The sequence below is a fragment of the Synechococcus sp. CS-205 genome, from assembly GCF_025128255.1.
Taxonomy (GTDB): Bacteria; Cyanobacteriota; Cyanobacteriia; order PCC-6307; family Cyanobiaceae; genus Regnicoccus_A.
This window is the reverse complement of sequence record NZ_JAHLZB010000052.1, coordinates 12386-36213: the sequence shown is the minus strand read 5'-3', so window position 1 is coordinate 36213 and position 23828 is coordinate 12386. Positions and strand designations below refer to the sequence as shown.

At 66.1% G+C, this 23828-nt stretch carries 21 protein-coding genes and 1 pseudogene; 7 read left to right on the top strand and 15 right to left on the bottom strand.

Annotated elements, in window-relative coordinates; all coding sequences use genetic code 11:
• Positions 1 to 5: 5 nt before the first annotated feature.
• Positions 6 to 1433: a sodium/glutamate symporter gene (locus KQ297_RS12575; RefSeq protein WP_259739717.1), complete on the bottom strand. Its 1428-nt coding sequence runs from the start codon at positions 1431 to 1433 to the stop codon at positions 6 to 8.
• Complete coding sequence (locus KQ297_RS12570; protein ID WP_259739725.1) at positions 1433 to 3280, bottom strand: prolyl oligopeptidase family serine peptidase; 1848 nt, start codon at positions 3278 to 3280, stop codon at positions 1433 to 1435. Before KQ297_RS12570 ends, KQ297_RS12575 begins: the two co-directional genes overlap by 1 nt.
• A 163-nt stretch (positions 3281 to 3443) precedes the next feature.
• Between KQ297_RS12570 and def the strand changes: the two genes are divergently transcribed.
• Genes def through rpsU form a run of 4 tightly spaced genes read left to right on the top strand, consistent with a single transcriptional unit; the run spans position 3444 to position 5275 of the window.
• Entirely contained in the window at positions 3444 to 4049 is a 606-nt protein-coding gene (gene def / locus KQ297_RS12565; RefSeq protein ID WP_185466801.1) for a peptide deformylase, read from the top strand.
• Positions 4050 to 4056: 7 nt separating this feature from the next.
• On the top strand, positions 4057 to 4254 hold the full coding sequence (locus KQ297_RS12560) for a hypothetical protein (protein ID WP_259739716.1): 198 nt from the start codon (positions 4057 to 4059) through the stop codon (positions 4252 to 4254).
• A 60-nt stretch (positions 4255 to 4314) separates the two neighbouring features.
• Complete coding sequence (locus KQ297_RS12555) at positions 4315 to 5046, top strand: DUF3747 domain-containing protein (protein WP_259739715.1); 732 nt, start codon at positions 4315 to 4317, stop codon at positions 5044 to 5046.
• A gap of 58 nt (positions 5047 to 5104) precedes the next feature.
• Positions 5105 to 5275, top strand: coding sequence for a 30S ribosomal protein S21 (gene rpsU, locus KQ297_RS12550; protein ID WP_006172073.1), 171 nt, complete (start codon positions 5105 to 5107; stop codon positions 5273 to 5275).
• Here rpsU and KQ297_RS12545 read toward each other — a convergent pair whose 3' ends face one another.
• From KQ297_RS12545 to KQ297_RS12505, 9 genes and pseudogenes are all read right to left on the bottom strand, one after another.
• Positions 5276 to 6589 (bottom strand): YifB family Mg chelatase-like AAA ATPase, encoded by a 1314-nt coding sequence (locus KQ297_RS12545; protein WP_259739724.1) that lies wholly within the window; start codon positions 6587 to 6589, stop codon positions 5276 to 5278.
• The gene (locus tag KQ297_RS12540; protein WP_259739714.1) at positions 6493 to 10113 is read right to left on the bottom strand and encodes a VapE domain-containing protein; all 3621 of its coding nucleotides are present in this window, start codon (positions 10111 to 10113) and stop codon (positions 6493 to 6495) included. The genes KQ297_RS12545 and KQ297_RS12540 overlap by 97 nt, the downstream gene beginning before the upstream one ends.
• Before the next feature lie 239 nt (positions 10114 to 10352).
• A complete protein-coding gene (locus KQ297_RS12535; RefSeq protein WP_259739713.1) occupies positions 10353 to 10613 on the bottom strand; it encodes a hypothetical protein in 261 nt (86 codons plus the stop codon).
• A gap of 77 nt (positions 10614 to 10690) precedes the next feature.
• The gene (locus KQ297_RS12530; RefSeq protein WP_259739712.1) at positions 10691 to 12418 is read right to left on the bottom strand and encodes a hypothetical protein; all 1728 of its coding nucleotides are present in this window, start codon (positions 12416 to 12418) and stop codon (positions 10691 to 10693) included.
• Entirely contained in the window at positions 12415 to 13176 is a 762-nt protein-coding gene (locus KQ297_RS12525) for a ribbon-helix-helix domain-containing protein (RefSeq protein WP_259739711.1), read from the bottom strand. The genes KQ297_RS12530 and KQ297_RS12525 overlap by 4 nt, the downstream gene beginning before the upstream one ends.
• A 230-nt stretch (positions 13177 to 13406) precedes the next feature.
• Entirely contained in the window at positions 13407 to 14000 is a 594-nt protein-coding gene (locus KQ297_RS12520) for a hypothetical protein (RefSeq protein WP_259739710.1), read from the bottom strand.
• Positions 14001 to 14239: 239 nt separating this feature from the next.
• Positions 14240 to 16945, bottom strand: a complete 2706-nt coding sequence (locus KQ297_RS12515; protein WP_259739709.1) for a DNA methyltransferase — start codon at positions 16943 to 16945, stop codon at positions 14240 to 14242.
• Between the two features lie 120 nt (positions 16946 to 17065).
• Positions 17066 to 18592, bottom strand: a complete 1527-nt coding sequence (locus tag KQ297_RS12510; protein WP_259739708.1) for a recombinase family protein — start codon at positions 18590 to 18592, stop codon at positions 17066 to 17068.
• 53 nt (positions 18593 to 18645) lie between these two features.
• Positions 18646 to 18873 (bottom strand): annotated as a pseudogene (locus KQ297_RS12505) (magnesium chelatase domain-containing protein); the annotation flags it as partial.
• A gap of 78 nt (positions 18874 to 18951) precedes the next feature.
• On the opposite strand from KQ297_RS12505, the gene KQ297_RS12500 reads away from it, so the two are divergent.
• From KQ297_RS12500 to KQ297_RS12490, 3 genes are read left to right on the top strand one after another with little or no spacing between them, the layout of a single operon-like run.
• A complete protein-coding gene (locus KQ297_RS12500; protein ID WP_259739707.1) occupies positions 18952 to 19296 on the top strand; it encodes a histidine triad nucleotide-binding protein in 345 nt (114 codons plus the stop codon).
• Positions 19297 to 19336: 40 nt separating this feature from the next.
• A complete protein-coding gene (locus KQ297_RS12495; protein WP_259739706.1) occupies positions 19337 to 21364 on the top strand; it encodes an ABC transporter ATP-binding protein/permease in 2028 nt (675 codons plus the stop codon).
• The gene (locus tag KQ297_RS12490; protein WP_259739705.1) at positions 21364 to 21564 is read left to right on the top strand and encodes a chlorophyll a-b binding domain-containing protein; all 201 of its coding nucleotides are present in this window, start codon (positions 21364 to 21366) and stop codon (positions 21562 to 21564) included. The genes KQ297_RS12495 and KQ297_RS12490 overlap by 1 nt, the downstream gene beginning before the upstream one ends.
• Positions 21565 to 21567: 3 nt before the next feature.
• Here the strand turns inward: KQ297_RS12490 and KQ297_RS12485 are convergent, their stop codons facing one another.
• The 4 genes from KQ297_RS12485 to psbX form a co-directional block, all read right to left on the bottom strand.
• Positions 21568 to 22017: a hypothetical protein gene (locus tag KQ297_RS12485; RefSeq protein WP_259739723.1), complete on the bottom strand. Its 450-nt coding sequence runs from the start codon at positions 22015 to 22017 to the stop codon at positions 21568 to 21570.
• A gap of 59 nt (positions 22018 to 22076) precedes the next feature.
• Entirely contained in the window at positions 22077 to 22607 is a 531-nt protein-coding gene (locus KQ297_RS12480; RefSeq protein ID WP_399251817.1) for a TolB family protein, read from the bottom strand.
• A gap of 32 nt (positions 22608 to 22639) precedes the next feature.
• The gene (locus KQ297_RS12475; RefSeq protein WP_259739704.1) at positions 22640 to 23557 is read right to left on the bottom strand and encodes a Ycf66 family protein; all 918 of its coding nucleotides are present in this window, start codon (positions 23555 to 23557) and stop codon (positions 22640 to 22642) included.
• A gap of 93 nt (positions 23558 to 23650) precedes the next feature.
• On the bottom strand, positions 23651 to 23773 hold the full coding sequence (gene psbX / locus KQ297_RS12470) for a photosystem II reaction center X protein (RefSeq protein ID WP_185466778.1): 123 nt from the start codon (positions 23771 to 23773) through the stop codon (positions 23651 to 23653).
• Between the last annotated feature and the right edge of the window lie 55 nt (positions 23774 to 23828).

Genomic DNA, 23828 nt, shown 5'->3' with positions numbered 1-23828 from the left:
AGGCCTCAGGCGGCTTCGCGAGCCCCCGCCATCAGGGCCAGGCCCAGGCCTCCCCACAGCAGCACCAGCGTCAGGCAGAGCCCCGTCCAGGCCGGCAGGCCCCAGCTGCTCACCGCCAGCGGCGCCACCACGGTGATCACCCCGCCGGCCAGGACCGGTTGCAGCAGCAGTTGCTTGATCGAGAACGGCTGCAGAGCCTCGCTGCGATCGAGGGGGTCGGCCATGCGCAGCAGCAGCAACCCGCTGGCCGCCACTCCCGTGGCCTGGCCGAACTCGATGATCGCCCGCTCGAACCAGGCTGAGGGAAGGATGCGCGGCGCCAGCAGCAACAGCACCCCAAGGTTCCAGGCCAGGCCGGCCATGGCCAGGGCCGTGAGTGACATCCAGTCGTGGGCCAGGAGGGTGAGATCGAGGCAGGCCGTGGCCGCCGTGATCAGCAGATCGGCCGACACCGTGCCCAGGCGGTTCTGCACCCGGGTCGAGACCCAGTGGTCCTTGCCGAGCCTCTCCAGCAGCCAGCGCACCAGCAGCGATCCCACCAGGGCCAGGGGGAACACCGGGAACACATCGATCACCATGGCCAGTCCACCGCCCACGTGCCCGGCCACCAGATGCAGGCCCGCCAGGGCCACCACACCGATCGCCACCGCCAGCCCCGTCAGGGCCAGGTTCAGGGCCAGGGCCGAGACCCTCAGCTCCGGCGGAGGCGGCAGCGGGAGCAGGGCCTGGGCGGCGAATGCCTGCTCAGGCTCGGGTGCGGGCCCGGGCTCCGGCTCAGGGGGGTTCTCCACCCCCGAGGCAACCGTGGAGCCCCCCAGCAGCCAGCCCCGGTTGCGGGCCAGGAGCACCACCAGGCCCCCCACCACCGTGGAGGTGAGCAGCCCCACGGTGGCCATGGCCAGACCCAGGGCCTGGCCGCCATCAAAGCCCAGGCTGGCGTAACTGTTGCCCATGGCGGCGGCGGAGCCGTGACCCCCTTCGTAGGCCACCTCGATCAGGCAGGCCATCAGCGGATGGACTCCCAGCAACGGCTGCAGCACCACCAGCACCACCAGCCCCCCCACCATGTACTGGCCGAAGGCGAGGGTGAGGGCCAGCAGGACCTGGGCTGAAAGCGGCCGCCAGAGGCCGGCCAGCCGTGGCAGCGGCTTGGCCAGCAACAGGGTGGCGAACACCAGCGTCAGCAGCACCATCGGCAGCTGGTTCCAGATGTCGATCACGGGTTGGCTGAGCAGGGGCACCAGCCCCGCCGGCGCCACCAGCAGGCCCAGCACCCCGGCCAGCAACGCCTCAGGAATGCCCCAGTGGCGCAGCCCCAGCACATCACCGAGGCTCCGGCCCACCACCAGCACCAGGCCGAGGGCCACCAGAGCCACCGCCGGCGTCTCGACGGCCTCCACCAGAATCCTGACGCTGCCTGGAATGAAGGGCATCAGAGGGCGAGGTGCTTCCTGAAGAAGGCTTCAGTGGCCTCCAGGACCTCAATCTGCACGGAACCGCTGCGGAATCCGTGACCTTCAGCGGCAAATCGATGCAGCTCCACCGGAACCCGGTTGGCGGCGAGTGCCGCCACGATCCCCTCGGTCTGCTCCGGTGGCACCACCTTGTCCTGGAGACCCTGAAAGAAGATCACGGGGCAGCGGATCCGATCGGCATGGCGCAGGGGGGATCGGGCTTCGTAGGTGGCCCGATCGGCCGGCCACGGGCCCACCAGGCCATCGAGGTAGCGAGCTTCGAAACGGTGACTGCTGCTGGCCAGGCCTGAGAGGTCGGCCACGGCGTAGCGGCAGGCACCCGCACGGAACCCGTTGCTGAAGCAGAGGGCCGCCAGCACGGTGAAACCACCGGCGCTGCCCCCTTCGATCGCGATCCGCTCTGCGCTGGCCAGTCCCGCAGCCACCAGGGCGCGGGCCGCGGCGGCGCAGTCGGCTACATCCACCACACCCCAGAGCCCGTCGAGCCGTTCCCGGTAGGCCCGCCCGAAGCCAGTGGAGCCGCCGTAGTTCACATCCACCACGCCCCAGCCGCGGCTGGTCCAGTACTGGTTCACCGGGTTGAGGCCGGTGCGAGCCATGCCGGTGGGTCCGCTGTGACCCTTCACCAGCAGAGGTGCGGCGGGGTGAGCGCCTCCGCTGGGGGGGTGATACCAGGCGTGGGTGGGCCGGCCACCGTGACCCTCGAACCAGAGCGCCTCGGCCGGCGTCGCCCAGGTCGCCGGCTGGGCCCGAGGGAGCGCTCCCGCCAGGTCGGCCGCCGTCTGGTGCCGCCAGCGGCCACTGGCCAGCTCGAGGGTCAGCAGACCCGCTGCCGTGGTGCCGTTGCCGGCCACGGCCACCAGCTGGCCGTCTTCGGCCCTGAGCCCCTCGAGATCATCGAAGGGGCAGGAGATCGGCTCCCAGCGCGCGGGGGCCACCCCCGCACCACCGTCCGGATCTTCTGCAGGATTGAGCACCACCCGGCCCAGCTGCCAGCTGCCCTGCACGCAGGCGGCCGCCACCAGCTGGCGGCCATCCCAGGCGGTGGTGCGCATCCCGTACACCCACTGCGGCATGGCGAACTCCGCTTCCATCGGCAGCAACCGCTGCCAGGGTTCCTGGCCACTGGCCTCCAGCAGCTCCAGATTCCACCAGCCATGGCGATCGTTGGCCACCACCAGATCTCCGTTCGGGAGCCACAGGGGCTGGAAGATCGAGCACGCCGATGGCTGCCCGGGCGCCCCTGAGCCGGCGATCAGCTGTGCCGGGCCCAGGTCTCCTCCGGGCTCCACGTCGGCCAGCCACAGCTGGCTGCGGTCCCAGGGCATGTGCGGCTGCTGCCACTCCACCCAGGCCAGCCGGCCCCCGTCGGGGCTGAGCACGGCATACCCGCAGAAGTCGAGGGGCTGTCGCAGCAGCTGCGGTTCCCCCCCCGCCAGGGCGACGGTCACCAGCCGATCAGTTCCATCGCTCTCCATCACGCCGATCCAGCGCTGGTGCCGCTCGTCGATCAGGCCATCGGCGAAGGCCCGGGCGCCCGGCTCGGTGAGCCGCACAGGGTAGGAAGCCCGCGGGCCGGTCTCCAGCCGCCAGAGGCAGCGGTCGCGGTCGTTCACCACAACCACCACCGGCTCGTCCGCGCTGGCCCCCCCAGCCCCGGAACCGATCGCCACCACGCCGCCGCCGTACTCATGCACGCGGCTGCGCAGGTTCCAGGTGCCGGGGGTGAGCTCGATCGGCTCAGCCTCCGGCGATGGTTTCAGCATCAAGGTGGTACGCCCCTGCTCGGCGGGGCGTTGCTCCATCCAGAACAGACGCCCTCGGTGCAGCTGGGGTTCCTTGATCCGGGGCTTGCGTCCCACCACCTCCGAGGCCGCCAGTGGCTGGCTCGGCCGGGCGCCTGACCCCTGCACCAACCCCTGCCCCACCGGCGACTCCTACAATGTCCCCATCGTTTCAGGTGACGCTTTGGCCAGCAGCTTCGCCAAAATGGCCCGCCAGGCGGAGCAGACCACCCGGGCTGTCCAGGTCCCCAAGGAGGTGCTCGAGGCACCCCCACTGACGATCCACACCCTCGGGGATCAGGTGTTGCGGCAGCCCGCCAAACGCATCAGCAAAGTGGATGAATCGGTGCGGGAGCTGGCCCGCGACATGCTGCGCAGCATGTACACCGCCCGTGGCATCGGCCTGGCCGCCCCCCAGGTGGGGGTCCACAAGCAGCTGCTGGTGATCGATCTCGATCCCGAAAATCCGGCCACACCGCCACTGGTGCTGGTGAATCCCGAACTCGGCTCGGTCAGCGCTTCCCTCGACACCTACGAAGAAGGCTGCCTGAGCATCCCCGGGGTCTACCTCTCGGTGGTCCGTCCCAGCCAGGCCGAGGTGAGTTTCCGCGACGAACATGGGCGCCCCCGGCGCATCAAGGCTGATGGTCTGCTTGCGCGCTGCATCCTTCACGAGATGGACCATCTCAAGGGTGTGCTGTTCGTGGATCGGGTCGGTGATGAACTCAGCCTCAATGAGGAGCTGAAGGAACACGGCTTCCGCCGTGACGACGTCCAATCCCTGCGCTGATCGCTCCATGCCCATGCAACCCCTCGCCGGGGTCTTTCTGGCGCTGGCCTGCCTGCTCGGCATCGCCGCCACGGGTTCCGTCTTCGAGCTCTCCTATGGCGAGCCTGATCTGGGGGTTCTCACAACCCGACTGATCCTGGCGGCCTGCCTGCCCGGCACGGTGATCAGCCTGTTGGTCGCAATTCGTCTCAACAAGGCCAGCTGAACGCCCCTGGCATCCTCCGATCCCACTTCTACGATCGGGCTCACCTTGCACCGTTCACCGATGCGCGTTGCGCGCCCTCCGATCCTGCTGCGGACGCTGGCTGCTCTGGCGCCGGCTCTGACGGCCCTGCTGGGTCTGGCCATGGGCAGGCCTGTTGCGGCCCAGGGGTCCCTCTTCCAGGCCCGGGAGCTGGACCAGTCGAAGTTCGTGCTGGTGGCCGCTCCGATCGGCGATGGCCTGCGTGCCCAGCTGAACATCTACGAGCAGGTCACCGATCGCCGCCCCTGCTTTTCCACCAGCGGCGCGGCACCGTCCCGGGTGGAGCCCTTGCTGGGCAGCTTCAATTTCACCGGGATCTGCTCGCGCTACATGGATGCCAACGGCTACTCCCTGCGGGTGGGTGGCAGTGATCTGGGCACCGTGTACCGCCTCAGTGTGGTGCGCCAGGGAACCGACAACATCCTGCTCGCGGCTCCAGGCCGCAACCAGGCAGGCCCTGAGGTGGTGGTGGCCCGCACCCAGGGTCACAGCGATGGGTTCCTGCAGTTCGTGCCGGAGCCGGGCTGGAGGCTGATGCGCCGGTACTTCGGCGACCGCGCCCTGGGTCACATCTACCTCTACCGGGAGACCTGGCCGGGTCAGGAGATCGGCCAGCCTGAACTGGTGGCGCCCGAGGCCGCCGAAGGGGTTGTTCCGGAGGCCACAGTCCCGGAGAGCACAGTCCCGGCGGCCTCGGCCCCGGAAGCCATGGATCAGCCTCTGGCCCTCCCCAGCATCAAGCCCACGCCCTGATCAGGCCCTGCTGAGCCGATTGCTACATTGACATCCAACTTGCCCAACTGCGTGGTTCATGACCCAGGTCACCGTCGGCGAAAACGAAGGCATCGAATCGGCCCTGCGCCGCTTCAAGCGGCAGGTGTCGAAAGCCGGCATCTTCGCTGACCTCAAGCGCCTCCGTCACCACGAGACGCCCACCGAAAAGTACAAGCGCAAGGCCCAGCAGCGCCGTCGTCGCCGCTGATCAGGCTCGCCGTTCCGCCTGATCGAGCACCGGTTCCCTGCTGATCTGGTCGAACGATCGGTAGGAGAGGGCCTCTCCAAGATGCTGGGCGCACACCGTGGTGGTGCCCTCCAGATCCGCCAGCGTCAGGGCCACCCGCAGCACACGCTCCCCGGCACGGGCACTCAGGCCCCGCTGGGCCATGGCCTGTTGCCAGAGCCGTAGGATGTCTGGGCCGAGTTCGATCAGACGCCTCAGGCTTCCACTTGATAGCTGGCTGTTGGGCCTCCCTCCGGGATTCCGCCGGCTCATCCTCCTCCGGGCCTGCTGCACCCGGTCCGCCACCAGCGCCGTGTTCTCGGGCGGTTCCTGGGCCATGGCTTCAGCCCCAGCCCCCGGGTTGTAACTGCGGGCAAGCGCGCCGGGGTCGAGGCGGTCCATCACCACCTGAAGATCCAGGCGATCCAGCAAGGGCCCCGACAACCGTGACCAGTACCGCCGTTGCTGAGCCTCGCTGCAGGCACAGGCTCGTTCAGGGTCGCCGAACCAGCCGCAGGGGCAGGGGTTCGTGGCTGCCACAAGGGCCGTGCGGCAGGGAAAGCGGCTCTGCTGGCGTGTACGGCTGATCCACACCTCTCCCTCCTCCAGGGGTTGACGCAGCTGCTCGAGCACCTCGCGGCGGAATTCCGCCAGCTCATCGAGGAAGAGCACCCCGTGGTGGGCCAGCGACAGCTCCCCGGGCCTCGGCGTTGCACCGCCCCCCACCAGGGCGGCGGCCGTGCAGCTGTGGTGGGGGGCGCGGAATGGCCTTGAACCGATCAGGGCACCGCCCTCCGGCAGCAGTCCGGCCACGGAATAGAGCTGGGTGAGCTCCAGAGCCTGGTGCCTGGGCAGGGGGGGCAGCAGACCCGGCAGTCGCCGCGCCAGCATGGTCTTGCCGCTGCCCGGGGGACCCACCAGCAGCAGATGGTGTCCTCCCGCTGCGGCGATCTCCAGGGCCCGGCGCCCGTGGGCCTGGCCGATCACGTCGGCGAGGTCGGGCGGTGCAGCCCCCATCCGGGCCCGGGCGGGGGTGGGGGCCGGAACGGCCTGCGGATCGGCCAGCCAGTCCAGCACCTGCGCCAGGTCGCTGGCGGGCCAGACCGCCAGGCCCGAAACCAGGGCGGCCTCGGCGGCATTGGCCTGGGGGACCACCAGAGCCCGGGCACCGCCGCGCCTGGCGGCCAGGGCCAGGGTCATCACCCCCCGCACTGGCCGCAGGCTGCCATCAAGGCCCAGCTCGCCGGAGCTCCAGATTCCCTCCATCCGCTCCGGTGGCAGCTGAGCCGAAGCCAGCAGCAGCCCCAGGGCGATCGGCAGATCGAAGGCCGGACCTTCCTTGTAGTGACCCGAACGGATGGATAGGGGCGATGGCCTGCCGTTCGCCCGTTGGTAGTGGCCGGCGGCAGGGCGGCCAGAGCGCGCGTCACCTCCTGCTCCGTGGTCTCGATCCGGTAGCCACTCCAGAGCCGATCGCTCAGCTCGGCGGCGGTGTCGTCCGGGTAGGCGGTGGCCACCTGCTGGAGCACCGGCAGCCACTCCGGCGGTTGTTGCGAACCGGTCGCAATAGCGCCCCCCGGCACAACCTCCGGCGGCTGAGGTTGTGCCGGGGCAGCGCCATTGCAGGACAGCGGTTCTGGGCACGCCAGGGGGGGTGGCACAACCTCAGGCGCAGAAGTTCCCGATGCTCCACCACATACACGCACATCCCCTCCTAGCTGGGGCTCTTTCTCACCTCCTGTCACCCCCTTCTCTACAACCAAAAAAGGTTGTGCCGGTTGTGCCAGGGGGGCAGGATCGCTGTCTACCACTGCCGTTTGCCCCGGCGCAACCTCGCGTTCTGAGGTTGTGCCAGGTTGTGCCGGTTGTGCCGGGGCCAACCACCGCCGTGCCCTGCCGCCTGCAGCTCGCGACGGGTACCGCTCGCGGGGGCAGCCGAGCTTTTTCAGGACGGCGGCCGCCTCCATCTCATGGCGCCGGTCGATCTGATCACGGGCACGGCAATCGGCGCCGGCCAGTGCCTCGGCGGTGGTGAAGGGCTCCGTGCCCTGGCGCCTGGCCCATGCGTCCAGCTGCGCGGTCCAGGGGTGCTCCTGCTCGTAGCGGCTGTTCCTGCGGTTGCTCTCGATCTGGTCGGCATGATCCAGACAGGGCAGCTCCCCATTGCGGTAGGCCAGCACCGCTGCCTTCCAGATCGCCTCTCGATCACGGTGGACCGCCTCCAGGTCGATCTGCTCGCCCCGGTCAAAGTCCTGCGGGCACTCGATCACACCGAAGCGGCGGCTGCCTTCGTCGTCCCTGAGGAAGGCGTCACCATTGACGCTGCCCACAAGGATGCTGCAGCGGGGGTAGGGCGCTGTGGTCTTGCCATAGGGCACGCGGATGTTGTCAGTTGCGGTTGTGATCAGGTTTCGGAGCTGCCCTACTTCACGCTTGCTGGTGATGGTCTCCAGCTCCCCCAGCTCGAAGATCCAGCAGGAGTGGATGTTCAGGATCAGATCCTTGTCATCGTCGGGCGTCGTGCAGTTGAACCAAGGGTGGGATGCGAGCACCTTCCAGAAGGAAGACTTCCTGATCCCTTGCTTACCTTTCAGGACACAAACAAAGTCGAACTGACAGCCGGGGTCATAGACACGGGCAACGGCACCGATTAATGCCTTGCGCAGCATCTTGTCGTAGAGCTGGTCCTTCGTGCCTAGGTAGGTGGTGGCGAGGGTATCTAGATCAACGGGGTTGATGTCCCCCTCAGCAGCCACCGTGTCCAGGTATTCACGAACCGGGTGGTAGCGGTTGTCATAGGCGACGTCAAGAATACCGTCGGTTGTGTGTTGGCTGCTTACGGAGTAGCCGTGCCCTTGAACTTTGATGTAGAACGTAGAGCCGCAATCTTCATTGATTGGCTTGTTGTAGAACTCGATCCGCCGGGTTAGGTCATTGAACCGGACCAAGCCATGGGCATGTTCATTAACGAGTGCGGCGACCGCGCCACCGTTGAGCCCTGTTCGCGTGGTCTCCCCTTCCTCGTTTGAGCCCCAGCCTGATGGCAGGAGAGAGAGCAGCCCCTTCAGGGGCTCCATGCCCGCCGCCTGCTTCAGCAGGCGTTGCTTGCGCTCTGCTGCTGCCTGCTGCTCGTGCTGCTGCTCGCGCTGCCTCTCGCGTTGCTGAATGGCGAGCTGGCGTGCATCACGTTCAGCGATCAGCACTGCTATCTGCGCTCCATGGGAGTGCAACGCAGCGCGATGATTGATGCAAGCGTGCTGGATCTTCTCCTGAAGATGCTTTTTCGGTGCGCCTTTAGCAGCGGCGCATAGGCGATCGCGTAGTGGTATCAGCTGGCCCCAATCTTCGGATGCCGCTAAGTAGTGCCCGATGGTATCAGCTATGGCCTCAACTTGATCGGGGTCTTCGTCCCACTTGACGGAAAGATCCGCAATGGCAAGTAGTACGCTTTCACGATCTGGCGCTGCTGCTTCGGCCGCTTCGGCGTCGTGCTCCAGGGCGGCGATCTCCTGCTCGATCTCCGCCAGGCGTTCAGGTGTGGGGGCAGGCGGCAGGTCGTCAGGGTCAGCAACTGCAGGCGGGGCGGTGCCATTGGCGGATGGTTGCCCGGCCTTGGCCTGCTCGATCTGATCAGCATGGGGATGCTCCCAGCCACGGGCACGGGCGGCTTTGATCAGGGCACCGATACCGGTGCGGCTGCTGGCGGCCAGATCGGCCACCTTGTCGGCGGTGTCCCAATCAGCAGCGGCGGCGGGATCATCCCAGCCGGCCAGGTCGATCACATGCAAGGCGCCATCGGCGCCGAAGTGCCCGGCCAGGGCAGCCACAGCGGCCAGGGCGTCGTTGTAGGTGCCGCTGCCAGCAGCACCACGCGGGGGGATGGTCTGCAGCATCGAAGCGGCCAGTCCCAGCTGCTCCAGCCGGCCGCAACGCTCAAACCATGTGGCTGCGTTCGGGTTGCGATCTGAAGCGTCAGCGGTGAACTCAACCGGGGCAGCTGGCGGCCGTGGCTCACGCGGCGGCTGGGGCTTTGTCCCCGTCTTGTCTTCGATCCACTCGGTCAGATTCAGCAGATCGGCGGCGCTGTAGCGGGGGCCGTCGTCCACCAGGATGCGTGTGCTCTGGCCTGTCTTCGGGTGGTAGCCACCGGGGCAGCGCATGACGTGGCTGGCGGAGCTGATCCCCTTATCGACGCCGGCTTCAGGGCAGACGTGCTCGATTGCGGCGGCCAGTGCTTTCTGCAGGCGCCGGGCAATCTTGTGATCGGTGAGCAGTTCCCCCTGGCGGAGCAGCCAGTAGAAGTGGATGCTCTTGCCGCCGGTAAAGATGATCAGCGACGGGGGCGGCAGGCCCGCTCGGGCCGGCAGTGCCAGCTGGTCATCAATGGGCAAGCCGCCATCACACTCGCTGTAACCACCAACGAATCGGGCGATGTGATGGTTCTGTGCGCCCCATGCCTTGAGCGGTCCGCCGTCCCAGTGGTAGTGCTCTGGCAGAGAGCCCCAGCTCTGGGGCAGGGGTGCGGGGGCGTTGATGATCACGCCCAGGCTGTGGGTGGGTTCTGCTCTCAGGCGGTCCTGGATCTGCTTTTGCTCCTTGGGGAGGGTCCGCAGGCTGGGGACGTTGTAGTGCCGGGTGCCCTTACCGCCGGGTGGGTAGACGGCGAAGACAATCTCCCCGTCGGTGGCGCCGGGCCGGCCGATCAGCTGCAGGAAGCGGACAACTTCGCCCCAGTCGATGGCCCGGCCGGCCTGGCCAGGCGCAGCTGCGGCCGGGGCTTGATGGCTGACGATGGGGGAAGGTGGCCCATCGTCGCCCATCGGTGATACCTTTGGATTGCGGCGACCATCGCTGCAACCATCAGGTTCTCCAGTTCGCTGTAGGCTTGGTTCAACAAAATCCATTGATCCGTTCGGGTTATGGGTTGAGCCAGATCCCGTGCTTTCCAGGGCGGGTGGGATCTGGAAGGTTTTAAGGGTTCAACGGCTCGGCCTCGCGGTCGGGCCGTTTCCCTTTTCAGGGCTTCGAGGGCCTCGGCTTCAGTGGCACGCCAGCCCCATCACGGGCCGCTTCGAGCACGATCACGGCGGCGCTGCCGCTCAGCGCCCCTGCGGATGCTGCGGCTCGTGGTGCCGCTGCCGGCCAGCTTCGCGCCACGTCCCGCCAGCAGCGGCGCGAGCGTGACCAGGATCGAAGCGCCGTTGGAATAGTTGAAGCCCACTCCCATTCCGGGCGCGGTGGTGGCCAGCTGCTTGGAGATGGCGCTGACCTTCGGCGGTGGCCTGTTGGAGCTGTGGCTAGTAAGATCGATGCGCTTCATGGTTTTATCGGTGCAAAGGGAATAACCCGCCGGCTGTGGTCAACGCCCGGCGGGTTTTTTATGCTTCAGCGTTAGGCTCACTCGGCACTGATTGTTACCTGACAGATGGACCGCTCATCACTGATTGCAGTCCCGAAGTCATGCTGAATCCTGAACTTCCGGTTGCCAGAATCGAAGTCCTCCTCCTGCGTTACAACCGGGCTCCCGATGGTGCCTAGCAGCAACGGCTGGTAGTTGGTGTCGGCCACATAGCAGACGCCGCCGGTAAGTTGTGCGTCAACTTCCAACGCAACCGAGAATGGCATCACATCACTGTATTTAGCGGGAGCATATTCTCCGAGCATCTGCTTGGCTTGAGCTTCCTGTTCTGGTGCCACTAGCAACAATCGAGGCTCGAAACTAACGGGAATCCCGTTAGCATCAACCTGCCGCCGTAGCTTTAGTGTTGCCGCCTCGATTGCGGGGAATACTCCGGTAGCGGTGGTGGAGTTACCAGGGCCCCAGCTAATGTTGCCCAGCTGAGCTGCTAATGCAACCGCTTCACTTCTGGCAGCAGCTTTACCCATTTCAGCCAGCAGTCTGCCGAAGGCGTCCAGGTCGTCGTTGATCACAGCGCGACGGGTCAGCGTCACCAACCGGCCAAACTCTCCCGCCTGCAGGGTGGCGGCATCCTCATCTTCGAGCGTACCACCGGTGTATTCTCCGCCTTCGAGTTTCTCGGCCAGATCACCGAACTGCGACACTCGCAGTTCCTGGACAGCGCGGAAGTCAGAAAGTTGCCGCACTCGTGCTAACGCTCTCACGCCTTGCGGTGCTGACTCGTAGCCATTCTGCAAAGTACGCTCGGCGCTGCTGAGCAGCAGGCTGGAGAAGTCCGAAGTTGACCAGGCCCGCTCGATCACGCGAATGGGGCTGCCGCCGGGGGAGGGATCAAAGATGCCGCGCTGCTGATTCCAGCTTTCGATTGCGCGGCTGAGTGGAATCTGACCGGCGGCATCTTTGGAGCCCTGGAGCTTTGCGGTCAGCACATCCGCCAGCCCACCGCTGCTGGCGGGTGCCTGGCGGTAGTGGCTCAGCTGCTCAAGGCTTGGCGCCACTGGCTGCTGGCTGCGCAGCACTTCGTTGACGACTTGCGAGTAACTTAAATCGCTGTCAACAAACTGTTGCGCAGCACCAGCAGGAACTCTGGCCTCGCCGCACATTTTGTAGATCCTCTCTGCTCTCTCGGCCCGTTCCAGCCGAAGGGTGAGATCTGGAGCGGTAGCGGTGGCCATTGGCTCAGGTGCTGCAGGTGAAATCGTCACGGGGAGGGAAGCAGTGGAATCAACGGGAGCAGAGTTGTCCATGGCGGATCTAGCAAGTGTTCGGGTATCTTGGCCCTGGGGGACTAACGCAATACTGCGCAAGGTCCACCGCTTAGCTGTAGCAAACTGGCCGGTACGCTCAAGGTCTGAAGCGAGGTAAGTTGCACCAACTGACGTTGCGCAACCGCTGCGAACTAAAGCCCATCCGGTATCAGCAGCCGGTGCATCTTTCATCACCGCAGTGCCAACAACTTGGCCAGACTCGAAGCGGAGATCTGATAATCTGCCGCACATTCTGTCGGTTGTGTTTGTATGGTCCAGCAGAATGGGAACGGGGGCATCAGGTAGCTTCACGGCGCTGCGATTGCAGGCCAGGCTGATACCGTCCACCGGGTCATCGGTTGCGATCACCAACGTCACAGAACGGGCCGCTTCGTTGACGGTCTTCGGCTTGCTGAACGCTGAGCGGTGGAGCGGAACGGCGGCGGGGGTGGCTGTCATCGCCCCACCCCCTGGCCCGAAGCAGCCAGCGCCGACTCCAGCCGCAGCAGCTGATCGGTCCGGCCAGCCAGCCGGCGGCTCAGCAGCCCCGCCACCTCCGCCGAGAATTGCCAGCCGGTCGTCACGTCGATCACCGTCTGCACGGCGCCGAGCCTCACGATCAGCGACCCATCACCGGGCCGTTCGAGCTGCAGCCCGCAGCCCCGGCAGCTGGCCAGCGATGGTCCTTCAGCCTCAGCCAACCGGATCAGGCAGGTGGGCACCGCCGCCGCCAGCCGGGCCAGGGTCGGCAGGGGCAGCGGCTCCGCCGCCATTGTTTCGTTGTCTTCAGCGGACAACAGCGCCAGCCGCTCATCGGCGGCATTGACCACCAGCGTGCCGCCCAGGCCGATCAGCAGGATGCCGCCCTGTTCTGCGATCACAGCAGGTGGGGCCAGGGCCTCAGGATCGGGCCGGTGCTCCCCAGTCGGTGCCCAGTAGGCGCCGCTCGGGGCCAGGCTTGGCGCTGCCGGGGCCAGCCGGCCCTCGATCTGCTCGAAGTGGCGGCAGGCCTGCTCCAGGTGCTGGCCCACCAGCCTGAGCCCACCAGACACCAGCAAGCTGGCGCTGTTTGGCTCGCCACCGATGGCGCCCATCCCCTCGGCCACCAGCACGCGCAGGATTTCGGAGCGGTTGCAGCCCCGTTCTGCAGCAAGGCGTTTGATCTCTTCGAGCATCGGTTCAGATACCGCGAAGCTGATCGGTTCAAGAACGTCCATCGGCACGGCGGAGAGATATAAGCGCCATCATAAGCCCACCGCGATGAGTGCCAGCATCGCCAGGTTGGCCGGGGCGCTCTCATCCACCGCCGCCAGGTTGCCCCAGCTCGCAATAGAGCAACGTGGTTTAGTAGGCGGCCATCACAGCATCAACCTCAGCCAGCGCCCACAGCTGGGCTCGGGCTTCGAGCATCCTCTTGCTCAGCGCGGCGGTGCTGACTCCCTGCTCCTCAGCCAGCTGCAGCTGGCGCCGAGTCAACAGCCGGGGGCTCCAGAATCGGGTTCTTGGCTAAATCCTCCAGCACCCTTCGGCACTCGGTTGAAACAAGGGTGCGGATCTTATGGCGTTGGTCTGTGTCCAGATCCCCGATAATGGCAGCAATCGAGTCCACCACGCGAACGGGTATGTTCTGCACTGCATCACGAAACTGCCTGTGACGTTGGAAAATAAGCGGGCGAATCTTGCTGGCTTCGATCAGCTGCCCCTGGCGGAGTTTGACTTGCATAATCTTTAGGTCAGCCTCTGCACGCCGCTTCTCACTCTCAGCACGCACAAGATTCGGAATCCCGCCGGGCAGATCTGCCGCCAGCTTCGGACCCTCCACCATGGTCATTCCTCCTGCCGCGCTCACCCTCATCACAGGATTGCGCTTGTTCAGCTCCCACTCCTGATCGGCAATCTCAGCGTCAATCTCCCAGCCGCCCCCTACTTTCTTTGCGCTGGTGGGCAATCGGCCTTTTGTGGCGGCGTAGTACACAGCAACATGCGTCGTTCCAGCCAGCCCCCGATCCTTGCGGTGCTGGGCGTATTCGCGCAGGTTCATGCAAGCGTTAAGCGGTTGTTCTTGAGCTTAACGCTACTTTGGCCCGATCAGAAAAACTCGCAAGATAGAGAAAACCCCGCTCGATTCTCCGTGCCGCCACACTGAAAACCCTTGCTGCCACTGTTAATTCAACTTCAGAGAATCCCAGACGCTACAAAGAATCTGCGGCTCGCTGACCCGCAGACAGTGAACCTCGCAGGAAGAACCTATTGATAGGCCACCCTCGCGCACGCTTCGCCCTAGTCTGGCGCCCACGGCCCTACTACCTTCTCGCCGGCCGCCTCGCGCTCTGCCAGCTCCAGGTTGAGGTCCAGGAGGTTGCTGAGGATGTCTTCGCTGGCCATCCAGCCGTAGGCCTTGAGCACCAGGGCATCGAGCTTCTGATGGAGCTTGGCGAGCTGGCTGGCGGGTTCGTTGAAGTAGGCGTTGTAGAGATCGGTGATGCCCCAGTTCCTCGCCACCATCACCTCGTTGCGGTAGTCGTTGAGGGTGGTCATCGCCTGGCGGATCTGCTGCACCAGCTCTGGGGCAATGTGCTGGGGGAAGGGGAAGGTCTCGAAGATCGTGTCATGGGTGTAGCGAGTTCTGTCTTCGAGGGTGCTCTTCTGTGCGTGCATCCAAAGCCGGTGAACTGACGATGTGACCAGCCCAAGGACAAAGAAATCATCGCTGGCGAGCACTACGTTCAAATCTCCTGGCAGCCAATCCTTATCGCATGGAATGAAAACAGCCCACTTGGAAACCCGGGGCACGGCGAAGAATGAGTCAAGAGGCGCCAGCGCTTCTCTCATCGCGGCATTGGTCCGCTTGAATCGCCACCACTTTTCGCGCATCACCTGTTCCCGGTTCGACTGTCTCTCGGCCCGAACCTGATCCACCACTTGCCGGAACGGGGAGGGGTAGGCCTCGATCTCTTCAAGCGGGCGATCACCGAAGTCGATGATCCACCGGTCGGGCTGCCCCAAAGGACGCTTCGCCAGGTTGGTGCCCATCGAGAACGGCTTAACCACCTCGGCGTTCCTTGGATCAGCCGCCAACCACTCCGCCGCTGTCGCAGGGTCAACGTTGAAGCCCTTGCCCACGGGGATGACACCCTGAAAGCAGTAGCCTTTGTTGGCATTCAATTTCTTGGCCTCGCTGACATCCACGGTTGAGCGCAGGCTCGTGTTGATGGTGGTGACTTCCTCGCCATCGAGCCGGTACCCGCCAGCAGCATCGTGGATCCAGTTCACGATGCTCACGTGCACGTTGGCCTCCCCGGACCATGGCTGAGTTGAGATCGCCGCATGGATGTGGCCGCCATTGTCGCGGATGTAATCGAGCGATGCCCGGCGGCTCTTGCCATGGCGAATCGAGTTGGTGGCAACCAGTCCGGCCCGGCCGTCGGGCTTGAGGTTGTCGTGGGCCAGCCGGAACCAGTAGGTGCAGAAGTCCACGCTGTCGCGCACCTCAGGGAACCTCTTGAAAACCTGATCCACGTACTCATCCCCAAGGTTGAGCCGCATGTGCTTCCCACCCAGAAACGGCGGGTTCCCCACGTAGGCATCCGCCTCTGGCCACGGCGTAAAGAGCGCATCTGCCACCCTGATGTTGGCGTCGAGGTTGTCGAGTGGTAGATCCCGTTCTGTGAGCCCCAGCCGGTCGTTGGCCACCTTGCGGGCGATCATCAGCGTCACCCTTGCCAGCTCCACCGCAAACGGGCTGGTGTCGATGCCGAAGAACTGCAGCGGTGTCACCAGCCCCAGCACAGCCTGATCCTTCTTGGTCTCTGAACTGCGCCGCTCGGCGATGCGCTGCAGGATCGACGCCTCCAGATCCTTGACGGCGTTGTAGCCCATGTAGAGGAAGTTGCCGGAACCGCAAGCCGGATCGCAGACCCGGTACTGGGTGAGCTGATAGCGCAGGGTCTCCAGTTCGGCGATGGTTTTCGCCTGGGCTATCCGCTCCTCCCAGGGTTCCACGATCGTGGGGCGGATGATCTGCAGCATGTCCACCTCGCTGGTGAAGTGCTGGCCATGGGCGTGGCGGGTCTTCGGGTCGCTACTGGCCTCGAAGATGTTGCCAAAGATGCTGGGCCGCACCTGCTTCCAGTTCTCATTGGCACTGGCGCTGAGCAGATCCAGATCGGCTGATTGAAGCTCTAGTCGTGGGATCTGGGCGAACAGGCCGCCGTTGAAATAGGGCGTGCCCTTGAACTGGCCGCCTGGTGTCACCCCGGCCGTGTTCATCTCGGTGAATAGGTTGCCGAGCACGTCATAGCTGTTCTGGCCGCTCTGGCAGGCATCGAGTGCCACGGTGAACTGCAGATTCGGCAACAGGCCTCGGTCTTCCGCGAACATGCAGAGCACGCACTGCAGCACGAAGCGCTGGGCCTCCAGGGCAGTGAACGCTCCGCTCTTCTCGCCCCGTTTGCGCAGCCGAGCGAGCAACTCCCCCATGCTGCGGGCCTGGGCCTCGGTGACGGCGATCTGATTGAGGCCGAAGTGCACCGGCTGCTCGCTCTTGCTCAGGAACGCCAGCGACGCCGACTGGCTGGCCAGGTCCGCCACCTGGAGCCGCACCAACGGCTCATCTACCAGCTGGTTGAAGTCGTAGACCCAGATCTGATCGAAGTTGCAGAGCAGCGCATAGGCAGGCTTCGGCGTGAGATAGATCCAGTAGCGCTGCAGCTGAGGGAAGTCGCGCTCTAGGGGCCTGCCCCTGCTCTTCATCTCCACCAGCACCGTGGCCCGCGTTCCCTCGATTAGCGCATCGGCCTTGCCCATGCCTCCAGCCAGGCTGCCCTTGGGGATGGGCTTCTCGAAAAATGTGCCCGCCTCCACCGCATCGGCCCAGCCCCATGCCTGCAGCAGCCGGTTCACGTAGGTCTGGGCTTCGCTGGCCTCATCACCCCGGATCGTGGCCACCCAGTCAGCGAAGGTCTGCAGTGCCTGGGGGGTGCTCAATGGGGTTGGTGTCTGACCCGCAGATTGTGCCTGGGTTCGGCTGCCGCAGGGTTACCAGGGGAACGATGCCCGTATGGCGTCCTGTTGCCACGGTGGGGGCAAGCCACCGTCAGCCAGCCGTTACCCACTGGCCAACGTCACCCCCACCACCTTCCCGCCCTTCACCTCGATCCGCTCGATCGCGCCCATCACTGACCGGCGGACGGCCGGCATCGTGTGGAGATCCGGGCCGATGCTCGGGAGCATGTGGGCCAGCCGCTGGGCTGCAGCCTTGCGGCGTTCATCCACAGCGGCAGCCTCCCGAACCACTGCCGTGGCGTCGGCCACCTTCGACTCCAAGGCCAACACTGCGGAGCGCATCTCCGGCAGTCCGGTGGCCGCTGCCAGGGCTCGGGCCTGCTCCAACTGCGCCACCAGCGCCGGATCAAGCGCCGCCGTGGTGAGCATCGGAGCGCCGCCGGTCATCAGCTGACTTACGCGCTGGCTCTCGGCCACCAGCACTGGCATCAACTGATAGATCAGTTTCCTCTCAGCGATGCTGGGTTCATTGCAGCGGCGTCTGATTGCGCTGGAGTTTCGACAGCGGAGGGAGCGATGCGGCGGCCGTCCGGGTGTTCGCGGATCACGGGAACCCTGCACCGTGACGCTGCTGCCGCAGGCCCCGCAGACGCACAGCCGGGAGAAGGAAGGGAAGATCGCGCCATCTGAGCGAGCTTCGGTGGCAGTAGCGCGAGCGCGGCCTTTGTTGCTGTTCTCCGCCAGCTGGTGGAGCACCTTCCGCGCCGTGATCGGCTCGATCAGGGCCTCGTGCCGATCGCGGGCCAACTCCCACTCGGGCCAGTTCATCCGGCGCGTCTTCGGCTTCTGACCCATCTCGGCCGGGAGCACCGCCCTGCGCCGGAGGGTGACATGGCCGGCGAGTTCGGCTGCGCAAAGTTCCAGCCAATCGCCGGCACCGTCCGGGGAGAAGGCCATGGCGGCGGCGTAGGCCTTGGCCTCATGAATGGGCTTCAGACCCTGCAGCCAGGCCCGCCAGCGCAGGAGAGCGGCATAGATGGTGCCAGCGGCCAGGTAGTCGTCGATCAGGCGGCGGGCGGCATCCGCCACGGTGACGCTGCCCGCCAGTGGACGGGTGTCGAGGATGTAGTGCTTGGCCTCTCCTCGCCCTTCCAGCTGCAGGCCCAGGGGCGCGCGGCGGGCCACCGGGACGCCGAGGGAGCGGACGTGCTCGTAGTGACGTCTGACGCGTGAACCGATCCGGCGGGATTCGCACTCGGCGTCATAGGCGGCACGATCACGGATCTCAGCGGCCTCGGGTGCGTCGCTGTTCAGCCAGGGTTCAGACCAGAACTTCCACTCGGTCCGGCTGCGAGCGCAGGTGGCGTAGAAGGACCGGACTTCAAACAGATCACGGCCGAGCCGGTCGGAGCGATCACTCCAGAGGGTGGACACCTCACCTGCTCTGATCAACTCCTGTAGCCGCTGCCACTGGGGGCGAGCGGAGTTGCGGCCGGATTCCCGTTCAACGAGAACGTCAGGCTCCGCCACACCACAGCGGACGGCGGAGCAGAGCTGGCGCTCCAGGGACGTGTCCTGATGCGTGTCATCGGTGCTGACCCTGAGGTAGGCGAACGGGCGGCGGGTCATGGGCTGAGGCAGAGAATCCCAGCCTACGCCGTCGTGTCTACTCGTTCGGATCACTGCTTGCGCAGATCCGCCGGGGCCAGGCTCACGATCACCCGGGTGAGGGGCACCCGGTAGCCGCTGTTGCGCAGGGCGGCTCTCACCCTCTCGCGGGCATCACGCACGGCCGTTTCCGCCAGGCCCACGATCTGTAGCCCCGGCAGTCCAGGGGCGATGTCGACCTCCACGGCCACCTCTGTGGCTTCCAGGCCCCGGAGGGCGGCGCTGCTGCAACGTGCCAACATCGGCGCTCGGGCGTCGGACACCCTGTCAGTGCCCCGTCTGTCCCACTCCATCCGTTGCCGGGTTCCGGCGGAGGCGCCATGGCCGAGAGCGAGACGATCTTCGCCCGCATCTTGCGGGGGGAGATTCCCTGTGATGAGGTGTATGCCGATGAGCTGTGCCTGGCCTTCCGCGACATTCAGCCCCAGGCGCCGGTGCACGTGCTGGTGATACCGCGCGAGCCCCTGGTGAACCTCTGCGATGCCGAGCCACGCCACCAGGCCCTGCTGGGCCATCTGTTGCTGGTGGCGGCCCGGGTGGCGCAACAGGAGGGTCTGAGCAGCTGGCGCACCGTGATCAACAATGGCGCTGAGGCCGGACAGACGGTCTTTCACCTGCATGTGCACGTGATCGGTGGTCGGCCCCTGCTCTGGCCCCCCGGCTGACGCCCACCAACGGCGACAATGGGCCGACCCGCAACCGTTCATGCGTCCCCTCAAGGCCCTTCGCGAGCAGTTGGCCAAGCTGCAGCGCCTGGCCCAGCCCTACTTCCTGCCGCTTGACGAGGGGAATCGCGGCAGCGGTGAGTTCCTGCTGCTGGTGATCGCCCTGCTGGCGGTGGTGGTTGGGTTCACCCTGCTGCTCCTCACCGGGACGGTGGCCGCCGCCGGTGCCTTGATCCCCGAGCTGCGCGGCCGCTTCCTGCCTGGGGTCCCCGAGCAGGTGGCGGCGATCTGGAACGGACCGATCGGCGTGGTCGTGATGGTGTTGTTCGCCGCCGGCCTCGCCTGCTTTGTGGCCCTGCGGGGCAAGCTGCGCCAGGGCCGCTGGCTGCCCTGGCTGCTGCTCGGGGTGATCGCCCTGCTGATCCTGGTGATCAATGGCATCAACGTCGGCATCAGCTACATCGCCCGGAACATCGACAACGTTCTGGTGGCCTACAAGGAGGAGGAGTTCTGGAAGATCGTCGCGATCTACGCCTTCTGCCTGGTGCTGGCCCTGCCGATCCGCGCCATCCAGAGCTACCTGATTCCCAAGCTGGGCCTGATGTGGAGGGAGTGGCTCAGTGGCCGCATGCTGGGCCGCTACCTCACCAATCGGGCCTACTACGTTCTCAATCCCAACGACGAAAGCCTCGAGGAGATCGACAACCCGGACCAGCGGATCTCCCAGGACGCGGCCAGCTTCACGGCCACCAGCCTGAGCGTGACTGTGGAAATCATCGCCGCCCTGCTCACCTTTTTCAGTTTCATCATCGTTCTCTGGAGCATCAACCAGACCCTGGCCCTCTGGCTGCTGGCCTATTCGGTGGGCGGCACGGCCCTGATCGTGTTCGCCAGCCGCAAGCTGGTCAACCTCAACTATCAGCAGCTCAAGCTGGAGGCGGATTTCCGTTACGGCCTTGTCCACATCCGCGACAATGCCGAATCGATCGCCTTCTACCGGGGGGAGCGGCAGGAGCAGAAGGAGGGTGAACGCCGCCTCGACGGGGTCATTGTTAACTACAATCGCCTGATCATCTGGGAAGCCCTGATCCAGGTGATCCAGCGCTCCTACGACTACTTTTCCCGCTTCCTGCCCTGGCTGGTGATCGCGCCGATCTACTTCGCCAAGCAGGTCGACTTCGGCGTTTTCGGCCAGGCCAGCATCGCCTTCTCCCAGGTGCTGTTCTCGGTCAGCTACATCGTCAACAACATCGACCGCCTGGCTGCCTTCTCCGCCTCGATCAGCCGTCTCGAGGGCTTCCAGGGGAAGGTCGAGGCGATCAATGCCGAGATGGCCGAGCTCCTGGCCGCCGAGCAGGCCGCCGCCGGAGGCCCCATGGGGGCAGGCGCCGCTGCCGTGCGTCCCGAGTCGATCCTGGTGAGCCATGTGGATCTGGTGCCGCCCCGCACCAGCCGCATGCTGGTGCGTGATCTCAGCCTGGAGGTGACGGCCAATCAGCGGCTCCTGGTGGTGGGGCCTTCGGGCTGCGGCAAGACCTCCTTCCTGCGGCTGGTGAGTGGGCTCTGGCCGCCGGCCGCCGGCCATGTGCAGCGCCCGCCGGTGGGCGAGCTGATGTTCATTCCCCAGAAGCCCTACATGCTGCTGGGCAGCCTGCGGGAGCAGCTCTGCTACCCCCAGCCCGCCGATCGCTTCAGCGACGACCAGCTGCGCCACGTGCTCGAGGAGGTGCGCTTGCCGGAGCTTGTGCGCCGCTACCCCGATCTCGACATCAAGCAGGACTGGCCCCGGTTGCTGTCGCTCGGCGAGCAGCAGCGCCTGGCCTTTGCCCGGCTGCTGCTCAACTCCCCCCGCTTCGTGGTGCTCGATGAGGCCACCAGCGCCCTCGACGTGGCCACCGAGAAGGCCCTCTACGAGCTGCTGGTGGAGCGGGAGATGGCTTTCGTGAGCGTGGGCCACAGGCCCACCCTGGTGGACTTCCACGACACCGTGCTCGAACTCGACGGCCAGGGCGGCTGGCGACTGCTTCCCACTGCCGGCTATGACTTTGGCCGCTCCCGTGAAACCTGATGCCATCCCCAGCTGCCGGCACTGACCCTGAGGCCATCCCCTCCACCAGTGCCACCACCTCCGATCTGCCGGCCTTCGGCTGGAGCGGCTATGCCGAGCGGGTCAACGGGCGGTTCGCGATGCTCGGCTTTGCTGCCGTGCTGGTGATTGAGGCCCTCAGCGGCGACACTTTTCTGCACTGGGCGGGCCTGGTGCCCTGATCCTCAGGGCAGCTCGATCAGGTCCACCTGCCAGAGTCCGCCGCGGCTGACCTGAACTCCCAGCACGCGGCCATCGGCGCTGAGCTGCACCTGCCTGGGCACACCGGGCGGCTCCAGGGGCAGGGGTTGGAGGCTCTGCCTGCTGCGGCGGTAGAGGGCCAGCTCAGTGCGGCCATCACGCTGGCGAACCAGGGCCACCCGCTCCCCTGCGGCGTCGACACTCACACTCAGCGGCTGGGCATCGGGGCGGTTCAGGCCCGGTAGGGGCACGGGCCGGTTCAGCTCGAGGTCCACCAGCTCCACCCGTTCTCGCCCGTTTCGGCCGCTGATCAGGGCCAGCCAGCGACCGCTCAGGGATGGTTCGTGGGTGCTGCCGGTCTGCTCCAGCCGTTGGTTGATGGCTGGCAGGGGCCGCAGGGGTGTTGCCCCACAGGCCCCCAGCAGGCAGGCCATCAGCAGGCTGAGCCCCAGCCCGAGTGAGGCCGCGCCGGGGCCGCGCCGCTGCCGGGACGTCAAGGTAGCGGCGCCCCGGGGTTGCGCAGCAGTTGTCCGCCCGGGAGGTCGACCTCCAGCACACCTCCCAGTTCGAACACCTCCACCCGCCAACGCCCGGCTGCCACCAGTTGCAGAGCCAACCGCTGTCCATCGGCCGCCAGACTCAGCCGCACCGGTTCCCTGCCTCCTGGCAGGGGCAGAGGCAGCAGCCTGTTGGTCTGGCGGTCCTCGATCACCGCCAGACGCCGCCCCCCCCGCTGCACGATCAGGGCCAGGTAGCGGCCTCTCCAGCTGAGGGAGGGAGAACTATGGGGTTGCCAGCGGCTGAGGTGCCGCAGGGGCAGCACCCGGCCACCGGCACGCTCCTGAAGGAGCACGGTGGAGCGGCCGTCGCGTTCGACCACGCTGGCCAGCAGACGTCCATCGCCGCTCAGGGCAGGGTCCTGGCGGCTGAGGTTGCTGGACCAACCAGCTGGTGGCGCTGGGCGGGAGCGGCGTGCCCAGGGGACGGCGCAACCGCTGATCAGCAGGGCACAGGCCACAACCACGGCTGCCAGGCTGGTGGTGCGCGCCTCTGGGATCAGTTGTCGAAACGGGAGCTGTTGTCCCGCGGACGACTGCTGGAGGGCGTGGGCCGCAGTGGGGTGTAGTCGGCGTCGCTCATGGGGCTGCCAGGAGCGGTTCCGCGTCCTGCGCTGGGGCTGATCGGGGTGCCCTGGGGAACGCCGGGCGGGGTGGTGGTCGATGATTCACCCGCCCCGGCAGACCCAGGCCGGCGGCTGGAGCGGGGAATGGTGTCGTTGCTGGGCACCGGGCGGCTGCCGCGCCGGGGTTCAGCACTGCTGTCGCGCTCGCGGCGGCGGGATCCGAAGGCAGGGCCCGACGCCCGTGGGGTGGCCGAGCGACCTCCTGGGGCCCCGACGCTCCGACCGCTGTAGGAGCCAGGATCAGGGCGGGGGGCTGCTGCATCGCTCCCCTCCCAGCTGTCGTCGTCCCTGGAGCGTCGGCTGGCGGCCCGCTCGGGAATGGCTGGCCGGGCGGCACGGCGGGGCCGGTAGAAGCCCGGATCCTCTTCGGCTTCCTCGGCCTGGGGCGAACGGATCCTCCGGCGCAGAGGCTGGGGTTCCTCGAAGCGCTCCACATCGTCATCCCAGCCGGCACGACCGCCCACCCGCGGCCTGGCAGGCAGGGGTTCGTCGTCGTCGAAGTAGGAGGAGCGCCGCGCCTGCTCGGTGGTGACGCCCCGCAGACGCACGCTTTCGTAAGCGAAGAAGACCGTGGTGCCCGCCAGCAGGAACTGGCCGAACTGGAGGATCGGATCGAGCCGCCAGCCCTGGAAGAAGAGAATCCCGCCGCAGAGCAGACCGACGGCGGCGAAGAAGACGTCGTAGTCGCGGGCGAGGGCTGGCTTGAAACTCCTCATGAAGTAGAGGAAGGCACCACCGACAGCCAGGACGATGCCGACGATGCTGGCCCAGTTCAGGCTGGCATTGACCACGGCTGAAACCTCAGGCGAACGACTTGGCCGGTTCGCCAGAGGAGAACGGCTGGTCCCAGTTTAGGGACCTGGACGGGCAGAAACAGTTGCGTTTCAGAGCTTGCGGTCGACCTGGTCGGTCTGGCTGATCAGAACCAGGGCGATGCTGATCGGAATCACCACGATCATCGCTCCGTAAACGAGGCTGCTCAGGAAGTTGGAGAGGGAGGGGGTCATGGCGCCATGAGATCCGGTGGAGATCCTAAGCAGCGGTCCCCACTTCCTACGATGG